This is a genomic window from Dietzia sp. NPDC055343, from assembly GCF_053645265.1.
In genome coordinates, this window is sequence record NZ_JBSHMJ010000062.1 from 1 (window position 1) to 11,951 (window position 11,951).

The 11,951-nt window shown below is 62.1% G+C and carries 11 protein-coding genes and 1 pseudogene; 7 read left to right on the plus strand and 5 right to left on the minus strand.

Annotation, left to right across the window (positions count from 1 at the left end; all coding sequences use genetic code 11):
* A partial coding sequence (locus tag ACWIE7_RS17655; RefSeq protein ID WP_454070124.1) for a bifunctional adenosylcobinamide kinase/adenosylcobinamide-phosphate guanylyltransferase occupies positions 1–487 on the plus strand: 487 nt, incomplete at its 5' end.
* 30 nt (positions 488–517) lie between these two features.
* On the opposite strand, the gene ACWIE7_RS17660 is transcribed toward ACWIE7_RS17655, so the two are convergent.
* Positions 518–934: a hypothetical protein gene (locus ACWIE7_RS17660; protein ID WP_452098097.1), complete on the minus strand. Its 417-nt coding sequence runs from the start codon at positions 932–934 to the stop codon at positions 518–520.
* 78 nt (positions 935–1,012) lie between these two features.
* Positions 1,013–1,978, minus strand: coding sequence for an alpha/beta hydrolase family protein (locus ACWIE7_RS17665; protein WP_454070129.1), 966 nt, complete (start codon positions 1,976–1,978; stop codon positions 1,013–1,015).
* 652 nt (positions 1,979–2,630) lie between these two features.
* On the opposite strand from ACWIE7_RS17665, the gene ACWIE7_RS17670 reads away from it, so the two are divergent.
* On the plus strand, positions 2,631–3,194 hold the full coding sequence (locus tag ACWIE7_RS17670) for a polysaccharide deacetylase family protein (RefSeq protein ID WP_454070125.1): 564 nt from the start codon (positions 2,631–2,633) through the stop codon (positions 3,192–3,194).
* Between the two features lie 438 nt (positions 3,195–3,632).
* Positions 3,633–4,268 carry a polysaccharide deacetylase family protein gene (locus ACWIE7_RS17675; RefSeq protein WP_452098099.1) on the plus strand — a complete coding sequence of 212 codons (636 nt, stop codon included), beginning with the start codon at positions 3,633–3,635 and terminating at the stop codon, positions 4,266–4,268.
* A gap of 87 nt (positions 4,269–4,355) precedes the next feature.
* On the opposite strand, the gene ACWIE7_RS17680 is transcribed toward ACWIE7_RS17675, so the two are convergent.
* The 3 genes from ACWIE7_RS17680 to ACWIE7_RS17690 all read right to left on the minus strand — a co-directional run bounded on the left by ACWIE7_RS17680 (position 4,356) and on the right by ACWIE7_RS17690 (position 8,304).
* Entirely contained in the window at positions 4,356–5,153 is a 798-nt protein-coding gene (locus ACWIE7_RS17680; protein ID WP_452098100.1) for a PrsW family glutamic-type intramembrane protease, read from the minus strand.
* Complete coding sequence (locus ACWIE7_RS17685; protein ID WP_454070126.1) at positions 5,143–6,372, minus strand: cation:proton antiporter domain-containing protein; 1,230 nt, start codon at positions 6,370–6,372, stop codon at positions 5,143–5,145. The genes ACWIE7_RS17680 and ACWIE7_RS17685 overlap by 11 nt, the downstream gene beginning before the upstream one ends.
* A gap of 1,035 nt (positions 6,373–7,407) precedes the next feature.
* Positions 7,408–8,304, minus strand: coding sequence for a LysR substrate-binding domain-containing protein (locus tag ACWIE7_RS17690; RefSeq protein ID WP_452098102.1), 897 nt, complete (start codon positions 8,302–8,304; stop codon positions 7,408–7,410).
* 535 nt (positions 8,305–8,839) lie between these two features.
* Here ACWIE7_RS17690 and ACWIE7_RS17695 point away from each other — a divergent pair.
* The 4 genes and pseudogenes from ACWIE7_RS17695 to ACWIE7_RS17710 all read left to right on the plus strand — a co-directional run.
* The gene (locus ACWIE7_RS17695) at positions 8,840–9,748 is read left to right on the plus strand and encodes a glycosyltransferase (protein WP_452098103.1); all 909 of its coding nucleotides are present in this window, start codon (positions 8,840–8,842) and stop codon (positions 9,746–9,748) included.
* Between the two features lie 200 nt (positions 9,749–9,948).
* Positions 9,949–10,743, plus strand: coding sequence for a hypothetical protein (locus ACWIE7_RS17700; RefSeq protein ID WP_454070127.1), 795 nt, complete (start codon positions 9,949–9,951; stop codon positions 10,741–10,743).
* A gap of 172 nt (positions 10,744–10,915) precedes the next feature.
* Positions 10,916–11,524, plus strand: a complete 609-nt coding sequence (locus ACWIE7_RS17705; protein ID WP_454070128.1) for a L,D-transpeptidase — start codon at positions 10,916–10,918, stop codon at positions 11,522–11,524.
* 193 nt (positions 11,525–11,717) lie between these two features.
* Positions 11,718–11,951, plus strand: a pseudogene (locus ACWIE7_RS17710) (bifunctional lysylphosphatidylglycerol flippase/synthetase MprF); the annotation flags it as partial.

Sequence of the window (11,951 nt, forward strand, 5' to 3'; positions counted from 1 at the left end):
GCCGCACCCGGGCGCCCCTGGCCACGCCCCCGCCCCGGTCACGTTCATCGCCCCCGGCCGTCTCGCCGACGAGGTCGACGACCCCGACTGGGCCGCCCGCGTCCGGCACCACCGCGCCCACCGACCCGCCGAGTGGCACACGCTCGAGACCGCGGACGTCGCCGCGGCGCTCCGCGAGACCCGCGGTCCCGTGCTGGTCGACTGCCTGGGCACCTGGCTGACCGGGTGCGTCGACCGGCTCGAGTTGTGGGACGCCCCGGTCGACGAGGCGCGACCGGCCGTGGACGCCCGGGTCACGGAGCTGTGCGAGGCGCTGGCCGGCCACGACGACGTGGTGCTGGTGACCAACGAGGTCGGTTCCGGCGTGGTGCCCGCCCACCGCGCCGGCGGCGTCTTCCGCGACCTGCTCGGTGCGCTCAACCAGACCGTGGCCGCGCAGTGCCACGAGGTGCATCTGGTCGTGTGCGGGCGCGTGCTGGTGTTGTGACCCCCCGGGTTGCGGGCCTCGGAATCGGCGTCAGTTGCCCTGAGACTGCGAGCGCTTCTCGTTGCCGGGAAACCACATGAGAAGAACCGCGGCACCAGTGACAACAGTGTGAAGCAACGGGACCGTTCCTTGACTGGCACCGACCCACAGGCTCAGCAGCGTGGCGATCCCCACCACTGTGAGGATGACCCGCGCCGCCTGGCCACCACGGCGCATTCTGACGGCCAGCGCGATCACGACAGCGTTCAGAATCACGACAATGATCCCGGTGACCGCGAGAACGGCGGTGGGCTCGTCCTCGAGCGTGTAAATCCCAGAGAACTCTGCGAGACCGCCACCCACAGCAAGGAGGAGCCCTCCGATAATGGCCAGCAGGGCCGATGCGATCCAGACGATCATCGATACGAACGTGGCGGTGTCTGAATAACGGGTGGGTGTTTGCGACATGCTTCGAAACCCTCCTGGTTTCTATCGAGAAGTGTGGTGACATGCTGGGCCGAACTGGATGCCCCGGCCCTGGCCCATCTAGTTGGAGTGCGTGGCGCGGAGCTCGTCGACGGACTTGTCCGACGTCGCCGTGATGATGTCGAGGATGCGGGCGTACCAGGGCGAATCGTCACTCACCACTGAAACGTGGTCCTCACCTTCGGCCAGCGTCAGCCCACCGATCCCGCCGGACTGTTTGACCGCCGTGATGTAGCGCTCTGAGTTCGCGGGCGCGACCATCGTGTCCGCGGTGCCGTGAATTGCCACAACCGGTACGTTCGGGTCGATGTTCTGGATCGGATCTACGGATCTATACCGGTCAGGGACCTGCTCTGGTGGGCCGCCCAGGACAGTGACGATGCGACTATCGCCGTGTGTGGCGGCGTATCGCATGTCCAGTGGCCCGGCCAATGAGACCACGCGCGTAGGACGGAATTTAGGGCTGTTCCCCACCTCATCGTCGTTCAAGGCGTGTCGAGTACCGGCCCACATAGCCAGCTGCGCGCCCGCGCTGTGTCCGACCACGAGCTCGTCGTCGATCGTGAACTCAGGGTGCTGTTCATTGAGCTCGACCACATGGTCCAGGGCATCGGCAACATCATGGAATGTGGTCGGCCAGCCACCACCAGACCCGACGCGTCGGTACTCGATGTTGTAGACCGCCATTCCTCGGTCGACGAGATCACGGGCGTACGAGCTCAGCACCTCGGCGCCAAGTTGAGACTCCCACGAGCCACCGTGGATGAGCACCACCATTGGCACCGACCCCGCGGCGTGCTGCCCAGCTGGGAGGTAGAGATCGCCCCAGTTCTGTGCGGGATCGCCCTGCCCTCTGGTGGGGTATGAAACGCGCTTGACCAGCGGTTCAGCGCGTTCGACAAACGCCTCGTTTGTCACCTCCGCTGCAGCGGTAGACGGGCCGGGCGACGAAGACGGCTGAGCTGGCCCACCAGCTGTGGCGCAGCCGCCGGTCACGAGTACAGCTACTGCCGGCAGCGCCACCATTCCAGCAATGCGATGTTTGATATTCGATTCCACGCGAATCACCGTAGCGGATCAATTCACTAAACATCTACACCGATTGTGAATGCATGCTGCCAATGAACGTTTCTACTCGACCACAGGCCAAAGTGCGTTATCACGACTGAGACGCGGCACGGACGATATATCTACTCGATTCTATTGTGTTCCCACAACTTATTCTTGTGGCCCGGACAGGATCCTAAAGAAACGAGGTCCTACCTGCACAAACAGAATGCGAAGGCTCCGCCATAGGCCCCTCTGACGCGACCTTCGAATATTCGATCAGTCACGTTGTCTGATAGTTTTCTTTTGTGTTTTCAGGTTCCATTAGTGAGCACTTGAAGAGAATGGTTCAACGCTTCAGCGGCTCATCAGTCAGCGCCCTTTATGAGCCACGGTGGTGTCGACATTGAGCGCGAAACATCGCTACCGTGCTCACCCGGGCCAGCTGCTGGCCACTGCATTGATCGGCGTCATCGTTGCATCCGGCGCCGCCGCGAGCGGCTGGATTTTATTCCCGAAGCCGACAACCGCGTCGACGCACGCCAGCCCGCCGAATTCAGCGTTGAGTACCACCTTGCCGGCCCCGCCAGCAGAAGCCGTCCCTCGACCCGACTGCAGAACTGTCCACTGCGTGGCGCTGACTTTCGACGACGGGCCGGACAGGGTGACCACCTCACGCCTACTCGACCTACTGGAGGAACGCCGCACGCCAGCGACGTTCTTCGTGCTCGGCCACAGGATCGCGGGAAATGAGGATCTACTGCACCGAATGGTGCATCTCGGCATGGGGGTAGAAAACCACACCTGGGATCACCCGAACCTGACGCATCTGACCCACGACGCTGTAGTTGATCAGATCAGACGGACCAATGACGAGATCGTCAGAGCAACTGGCCGACATCCGGAACACATCCGCCCGCCGGGCGGAAACTGGATTCCAGGAGTGACACCAACAGACGGGCTCGCACTGACGACCTGGGATGTTGACCCCCGCGACTGGTTCCACCGCCACCGCGCCTCCGTCGTTCAGAACACCCTGTCCGCAGTGCGCCCCGGATCAGTCGTGCTGCTACACGACATCCACCCATCAACGATCGACGCAGTTCCAGGAATCCTGGACGGTCTGAAGTCCCGAGGCTTGGTGCCGGCTACGCTGCGCGACCTCAATGCAGGCGGCACCCTGCCGCACCAATAACGCTCGAGAGCTGACGTCAGCCGCCATGACCCGGATCTTGATCGCGGCGACCACTCCACGGCCGATCAGCGACCTCGCAGGCAATCGATCAACGGTCAGCCCATCCCGCGCTCGTCCCCGACGGCCCCAACACGAACGCCGCTAACCCGCGCGTCGGACACGGTCCACCATCCGGCGGGCCTTGCCAGCAACCCCGCCGCAAAGAAAGGGATCGCCTTCATGCCCCCTGCAACGCCCCTGGCCCGGAGGACGTTCCTGACGTTCGCTGCAGTCGGTGCCTCGACCGCTCTTACCGCATGTGAGCGATCTCAGATGTCCGAGCCGCTCCCGAGGTCACCGGCAAGTCCGTCTTCGCCGATGCCGAAGCCACCCCCGGACATAGGTTCATCCGAGCCCGTTCCCTCAATCGATCGCACACCGCAAATCTGGGGCACCCACATGCCCGGCGTGACAACGCACGTCGACACGACATATAGCCGGCGGTCAATAGCGCTCACTTTCGATGCATGTGGCGGCAGCACCGGCAGCGGCTACGACACCGAACTCATCGCAGTGCTGCAGGAGTATGCGGTGCCGGCCACACTCTTCCTCAACGAACGATGGATACGAGCTCACCCGATCGAAACAGCGTTCCTCGTCGACGATCCCCTGTTTCAGATCGAGAACCACGGCACCCTCCACCGACCGCTCTCGGTAACGGGCAGATCCGCCTACGGAGTAACCGGAACCCGGGACGCCGCGGAAGCCACCCTCGAGATCGAGTCCAACAAGGACTTTCTCCGCAACGCCTTCGGCGTGGAGAGCAGCTGGTTTCGATCAGGCACGGCGCACTACGACGACATCGCTGTGGAACTCGCGCACCGTCTAGCGGTGAGGATCGCGGGGTTCGCCGTGAACGCTGACGCCGGGGCGACTGCCGAAGCGTCGACAGTTGCTGCCAACATCCTCGCCGCCGAGGACGGCGCGATCGTGCTCGCCCATATGAACCAGCCAGGGCACGGAACCGCCGCTGGCACGCGACGCGCAGTGGAACAACTTCGCGTCGAGAATGTCGACTTTGTCCACCTCCCCTAGCTGTACTGCCCACGCAGGTTGTGTACGCGGTCTGCGTGGGCAGCACACCTAGCCCCGGTGATTCACGCGGGCTAATGTAGCTCGGAATCAGGCCATTGTGCGTCGGATTCGCCGAACGGTGACGACGAAGAGAGCTACGAGCAGGACGTAGTCGATCGTCATCAGCACGTAGCCGACGGTCTCCAGTGATGGGGCCAGATCCCACACAGCATGAACAGCGACCGCGCCGACCAGGGCGACTGCGAATTCGTATCGCAGCAATGTGTTGAATCGGCAGAGGACGTATCCGGCTACTGCGCCGGTTATCGCCACGGTGAAGGCGTGGAAACCGAATCCCACGAGCATTCGTGAGACGATGGTGGTGAGTTCTTGGGCAACCCCGGAATCACCGTCGCTCGGTGAGATCGCGTACTGCAGGTTTTCGAACACCTCGAACCCCGCGCCTGCCGTAAACCCGAGCGCGAGCCCCCGGAGCGGCGTTCGGGCGCCGATCACAAGAACGGCTACGACGCCGACCAGCTTGATCAATTCTTCAACGAACGGCGCCATTGCAGCGCCCGGCCCGAGACTATTAAGGGCTCCGGCGAGACCGGTTGCCGCGAGCGCACCCCAGAGCAACATCCAGACGATCTCGTCTCGCGTCAGCGCTCTCGGCGGAAACGCGAAGCGGGCCACGAGGTAGAGAAGAGCTGCCTGAAAGGCAGCGGCGGCAAGTGCAATCGCACTGCCTGCAACTCCCACATCAGCCATGTCGGAAAGCCCGACCAGCGACATGGCTGCTCCCACGAGAAAAAGCACGGCGAGCACTTTGCCACCCGCCCCTGATACGGCGACGCGTCGCCATATCGAAGATGCGCCTTCCGGCGTATCAATGTCAGTGCTCAACGTCAGCCCCTGTTCTGTTGCGTTGTCGACCGAGCGTGATCGCCGCAATCGAGTAGACGACCAAGCTCAGCACCACGGTCCAGGCCACAGCGAGCAGCGCGAGCGAGGCCTCGTCAAGTAAGTAGTCAGGGATCTTTATCCAGGCGAGCAGGCCGAACACGATCGAGGCCGTGCCTCGCGGACCGAGAAATGCGATCAGTGTCTTCTCGCGCCGCGTGTAGGAGCGACCGGTGAGCGCCAGCATGACTGGGCCGGCGCGCAGGACAGTAACTGCGGCGAGCGCGAAGATGATTACCGGCCACCCCGCCCAGCCGAGGTCCAACAGGTAGTCGATCAACAGTCCGAAGCCGAACCACATCACAACGTTGCACAAAAGCTTGACGTCCTCCACGAACTCCAGCTCGGAGCCACCGAGCTCCTGCACCGTGCGGGCCGCGCGATATGTGATGCCGCAGACGAATGCCGCGACAAACCCGTTACCTTCGAGAAGGACCGCGCCCCCGTATGCCAACAAGGCGACCATGATGACGGTGATCCCCAACGCCCGTGTGGATGTCAGCGAGCGCGCCAGGGCTCGGTTTGCGGCGAATGCTGCCACGAACCCGATCGCCCCACCGATGCCGATGGCGACCGCGGTAGAGTAGATCCCCTCGCCCACCGCGTCCCAGAACTCCCGCTCGCCCGATGTTTGCTCGATGAGTACGAGCGCACAGACGAAGATCGGCGCCACTATGCCGTCGTTGTAGCCGCTCTCGACATTCAACAGTCGGCCGACCCGCCGGGGCACAGCACGGTTTCGGAACAGCGACCCGTTGGCAGACAGGTCCGTGGGCATAACGGCGCAGGCGAGGAGTACGAGAATCGCCAGCCCGCCCCCTGGGAACAGGAAAGCGCCGAGTGCCGTGGCCGCGGCGAGGGACAGCGGAAGCCCAATCAGGAGTAGTCTGAGGGCCCCGCGTCGGTCGTGCCCGAGCAGTCCGCCTTTGACCTCAGTCGCGTCGACGAATAACAAGAGGGCAAGGACCATCTCGACTATGCGTTCGGTGGTGGGCAACGCGAGCGCGGTGGAGAGTTCCACTCTGGACACTTGCGCGGTGGCCGCACCGGCGATTGCCAGAACCAGCGCGGGAGCGACGCGCCAGTGGGCCAGGCGAGTGGCGAAGAGCGACCATACGGCGGCGACCGCGGCCGCGACGAGCAACAGAGCCGTTAGGTGCATTCCGTGACCTCGAAGCGTGTCCGATGAAATCTGGCCTCAACACCGGTAGGGGAACTATGGCGAACGGACGACCGCTCGGGGAGCCGGATGGCGACCCCGTCCCTTAGGCTGGACGAAAAGCGCCGAGGACGTCCTCGCGAAACCGAACCCTAAACCGACTTCAGAAGCGCGACACTAGGCGTTCTGAAGACCGATCTTCAGCCCTTCCTTCTCACAGACTTGAGAAATGCTGCCCTCCGAGTGCGGCCGGCATCGCCAGCCACTCACCGTCATGTTGTCGGATGTGCCAATAGTTGTTGCGTACTCGGCGGCAATGTTGATCGCTTCCGTACAGCCCACGCGTCCAACTTGCGTACCCATTGCCACAACCCCTCGCAGGTTCCCACCTGCGTCCTTGACGGGACCACAATTAGTCGTCTCTTCCCCCGCGACGTGCGCTGCAGGAGGCGGGGGCGCGGGGTGAACGTGCTCAGGCCCTGCGACCTTTGGTTGCACATCAGGGTGCAACGTGTGGACCGGGGCGGGGGCTGGCGGTGGTGGCGATGTTGGAGCCGCCTGTCCGCGCAATCCGATGACCAGTCCCGATGCGGAGCACACGTGCGGGATCGTCGCATCGGGTTGAGGCTGACAGTGCCAGCCATCAACAGTCGTAGGCCTCTGCCCTGTTGCCCCGCCGAGGTAGTCGTGGGCGACCGTGAGCGCATCAGTGCAACCCGCGCGACCTGAACCGTTTGCGAACGCGATGACGTGCGCGACTGCCCCGTTACTGTCGTGCAAAACTCCGCAGTCCACGTCACCGATCGGCATCCGAGGCGGCGGCTCCGACGCGCGGGATGAGACTACGTGCGAAGACGATGCCGTGTGCGATCCCGACGATTCCTCGTGCTTCGATCCGCAGCCGGCTGCGACGAGCGGCAGCAGAGCTCCGACTGAGATCAGCAATCTATGTTTCGTGTTCACTTGGTCCTCATATCTGTCGACCCGAGAAGGTAGCGCTAGTTTCTAGTCGCCAGCCGTTCACAGCTGGCAGATTCTTCAGTCAGAGCCCTGTAGCGGCGCGCCCTGAGATGCGGCCTGGAAAAACTCGTCACGTGCCGCGGACTTGATGTGTTGAGCGCAAATTGCGAACAACGGGACGTGGATGGGGGGCGTCAACTCAAGAACGCGGACAAGACCACCAGCAGCAATCCCAGGCGGCTCAGTCACGAAGGCGACACCTGATGTTCCGATCACTGCGGTGACTGGCGGGGTGCCTTGAATCGGGTTGCGGCGTACATGCGGGCTGAAGCCCGCTTCTCTGCACACTTGGATAAGATGGTCTGTGTAGCCAGACTGCCCGGGATGGCCCCAAACCGTGATGGATTCTGCTGCCAGTTCACTAAGCTGAATAGATTCCCTCGTAGCCAGGTGATGCTCGGAGGAGACGGCGACTCGAAGGCGGTGCGACCCCAAAGTTGAACGGGTCACGCCGAGCCTGGGCTTCATACCGCGACACAGACCCACGTCGATCTCTCCATTGAGTACCCCGCTCTCAAGCTCACCTGGATACCGCTGATTGACGTTTGTAGATAGATCAGGGATCACTTTCCGAACGCGATGAATCAGCTGCATCACCTCGAGCACAGTGATGGCTGGCGTATGGCCGATCTGAAGCGTCGCCAGGGAATTGGTTGCCGCTCGACGAGCCCGAAGCACCGCCGCATTCGCGAGGCCATGCAGGACGGATGCGTCTTCAATCAATGCCTGCCCGGCCGGCAGCATCTTGACCCCGCCTCCACGCCTGGAGAAGAGCTCGACCCCAACCTCTCGCTCTAGTGCGCGCATCGAGCCGGACAAGGCTTGCTGCGATAGGTGAAGACGCTGGGCGGCAGCAGTGAGAGATCCTTCTTCAGCTACAGCGACTAGATACTCGAGCTTGCGCAGGTCAAGCAACGACGGTCCTTTCTACATTTGTATAGTCCTCACTTCCCAGGCTCTCTACAGACCCTGTGCCCATGCTAGAAGCTGACAGTCAGGCCCAGGCCAGAAAACGCCCCCGCGCCCGCACTACAAGAGGATCCGTAGCCACCACAAGCTCCGCTTGTGACAGGGCTTTCTAGCGCCCCCTACCAGCACGAACGAACCCGCCGCCGTTCAAGTCAAGGGGTGCTCGCCAGGACTTGATGGCCCGGCAAGGGCAGATCGTTGCCCGTCGGACTGCAACCGCGAACTGGCAGCGGTACCGTCCTCGGACGTAAGTCCCCGGTAAGGGTTGGCTCAGAAACACTAAGCACCGGAGCGTCCTACAAGTAGAGGGTCAGGTAGGGCAACCAGATCCGGCTGCCCTGCGCGAGGAATAGGCAACGTACGTGATCCACACCGAACGCCTCGACCCACAGCGAGGAAGCTCCGGCTGCCCCGACTTCGCCGCCGCAAGTTGTGCGAACCGTCGCAGTGCTTGGTTATACCCACAACGAACTGAGAGAAGATGATCCCTTTAACCTGCGTTCTACCTGTCTATATCGGTGTTTCTCCGGAAGAATTCACAAGAGCATATCGAAGTATCGAATTTCAGACGCTCCCGCCGGGAGAAATACTCGTAGTATTAGATGGCCCCGTACAGAGCGAAATATCAGAGTTCTTGAACAATCAGAAGCGATCTGATGGACGGCTCAGTGTCATCGCACTCGAAACTAACCAAGGGGTTTCTGCGGCGATGCGCTCCGCCTTCGAGCAAGCTCAACATCGATGGGTGGCACGTCATGACGCTGACGACATCATGATGCCGGACCGGTTCGCGAAACAATGGCCCGCGGTGGTCGAGGGACGCTACGCCGCCGTCGGCGGCGCAATGCTGGAGTTCGTTGGAGATCCGACCAATATTGTTCGAGTACGACGACTACCCAGTGCGCACGTTGCGATAGCCAAGTACGCCCGACTGAACAGCCCTCTCAACAATCAGAGTACGATTTTTGATCGCGACGCCGTACTGGCGGTCGGCAATGTTCGAGACCTCCATTTCATGGAAGACTACGACTTGTTCGCTCGCCTGATCGCTAACGGGTATCTGCTTCACAGCATCGATCAGGCATTGGTCCTCGTCCATGCGCAGGAGACCATGTATGACAGGCGCACCGACAAGCGGTTCTCCGCGTCCGAGAGACAGATGCAACGCAATCTCGTCGGTCTCGGGTTAATATCCGCGCCACGAGCGGTTTTGAACTACGCAGCACGTCAACTCTTCCGGAAGCTACCTCGCCCACTTCTCAAGATTGCCTACACAAAGCTGTTCCACCGGCCCGACGCCCTCAACTCCCCAGTCTCAGAAGTGACACACTGGGTCGAGTCGGACTGGCCTGGTTTCTCTGCGTGTCCGAGCCTTGCAAAGAGCTCATAATGCCAACTTCGCTCAAAGGACAGTCAGAGGTAGAGAGCAGGAATACTGCAGCGAGTGACTCATTCGTGGCCGTCCCGGACAGATGTGTCGGCACTCATGGCGGCCAGCTTCTCAAGTTCCTCACGCCTTGCGGAACCGGACTAATGACTCACCCCAGCGTGGTGTTCATCCCACAAGGAATCTCGGGCTATTCATACTGGATGGCCGGCACGCCTTATGACGGGGTCGACGACTCCATCGAGAATCCTTGCATCTATGCCTCCCACGATGGTGCCACCTGGGAGATTCCAGCTGGAGCAACTAATCCGGTCGCACCCAAGCCCCCGGGCAGGGCGCATAACTCGGATGCCCATTTGGCGTTCGATGGCGCTGCTCTCCACCTCTGGTACCGGCGCACCAATGACGGTTATGACACCATTCTGCACGCCACTAGCAGCGACGGATCTCAATGGTCAGAGTTCGATCATGCGCTCCGCTTACCGCAACACCAAGAGCGCATTCTGTCGCCCACCGTATGCCGCTCGGGCACACAATGGGTCATGTACACCGTCAAATTTGTCCGACACGGAAACCGCAAGGTTGTGCAGCGTCGTGAGTCTGGCAATCCCTGTGGCCCGTGGGGTGCCCCCACGAACTGCGACATCAACCTTCCTGACGGACGATTGCCGTGGCATATCGACGTGTGCCACGTCGGCTCGCAATTCTGGATGGTCATCGCCGACAGCACCTCAAATGAGGGAGGCGACCTGTTTTTCGCCACCTCGCAGGAGGGCTTGTCATTCGACGTGGCCCGGGAGCCCTTGCTCTCTCGCCATTCCTCAGTCGGGAACGGGCTGTATCGATCTGCGCTTGTCGCGCGACCATCGATCGAGAGGGGCGGCAACGAGATCGTCATCGCAGACGCTTGGTACTCCGTGGTAGATGGACGCCGGTGGGGCGTCTGCCGCGGAGAGATCAGCCTCCAAACCCCCTCCAACGATTTGCCGCTCATGTGAATCGAAAGGACGCGTGTTCTCGATGCCCTTCCCGACGCGACAACCCTTCGGAGCCCTCCCCAGAGGGCAAACTCGACTCGCTCTTCTGTGCGCCGCAGCACTCCTAGGGGGAGCCGTAGCTTGCTCTGTTGTCAGCAATGGAAATAGCACCATCGGCCCCACAGAGCCTGCTGTGATATCGGAGCGCATCGCGACGGCGCCCGTCCAATCAGAACGGCCAAAACCTGCCGATGTGGATGCGGCGATGGTCCGAACTGCTGCTCAGCAAGCCCTTCTGGAGCAAGGCCAGCCTGCAAACCTGACCGATACTGACCTTGTAGCCCGCGATGTACTGGCCGGCGGCCCACTTGCTGTAGCTGACGTGCATCATAAGACACAAGAGACGCTCTCAGGGTTCGGGCCAGGCGGACCATTCGACACCTCGATGCCCCCTCAGCCCGAATGCCCGCCCACCGCCAGAGCCTGTATCGATGTCAGCGGAAAGCGAGCCTGGCTACAAACTGACAGTCGCATTACCTATGGTCCAGTGCCGATCACCACAGGGAAACCGGGGTACGAGACCACGCTCGGTTCCCACCGAGTCCTGCGTCACGTCCGCCACGACCACAGCCGAATCTTCGACTCGCCGATGCCCTTCTCCACCTACTTCACCACCAGTGGCATGGCATTCCACGAAGGTCGACTCGATGAGCCTTCACACGGGTGCATCCACTTAGGACAGAAGGCGGCGGCCCAGTTCTTTGACCAGTTGCGCGTCGGCGACGAAGTAGTCGCATTCTGAGTGTCGGCGAAAAGGCCGTGCGCACCAATTCCATTCCTCGACTGATCCTGTACCTGTGGGCACCCGCACGCCAGCGCGGACGAAAAGCAACCGACACCAGGCGGCGGGATGCCTGTGGCGCATCGTCCCGCATAAAGTAAGTCCAGGACCGGCCCCAGCCGGCGAGCACCTCTCACCCTCCCGGAAGGAACCCGTGAGCACCGACAAGGTCGCCGAAAGCACCGACGAACCCGCCGCGCCCACCCCACCGTCCCCGTTGGCCCGGGCGGGCGGATTGGTCGTGACGGCCGCGCGGCGACTACCTGTCACCGCCGCATTCGTGTCGGCGCTCCTCGTCACCGGCATCGTGTTCCAGGCCCTGTGGCGTCACGCCTACCGGGCCAGCTGGTTCGAGGGTGTGGCCTACGGCCTGCCCGCCCTGGAGGGC

What these genes read in the sequence shown, in the direction of transcription:
- ACWIE7_RS17660 (WP_452098097.1), bottom strand. Translation starts at nt 934, where the DNA reads ATGTCGCAAACACCCACCCGTTATTCAGACACCGCCACGTTCGTATCG.
- ACWIE7_RS17665 (WP_454070129.1), bottom strand. Translation starts at nt 1,978, where the DNA reads ATGGTGGCGCTGCCGGCAGTAGCTGTACTCGTGACCGGCGGCTGCGCC.
- ACWIE7_RS17675 (WP_452098099.1), top strand. Translation starts at nt 3,633, where the DNA reads ATGCCCGGCGTGACAACGCACGTCGACACGACATATAGCCGGCGGTCA.
- ACWIE7_RS17685 (WP_454070126.1), bottom strand. Translation starts at nt 6,372, where the DNA reads ATGCACCTAACGGCTCTGTTGCTCGTCGCGGCCGCGGTCGCCGCCGTA.
- ACWIE7_RS17695 (WP_452098103.1), top strand. Translation starts at nt 8,840, where the DNA reads ATGATCCCTTTAACCTGCGTTCTACCTGTCTATATCGGTGTTTCTCCG.
- ACWIE7_RS17700 (WP_454070127.1), top strand. Translation starts at nt 9,949, where the DNA reads ATGGCCGGCACGCCTTATGACGGGGTCGACGACTCCATCGAGAATCCT.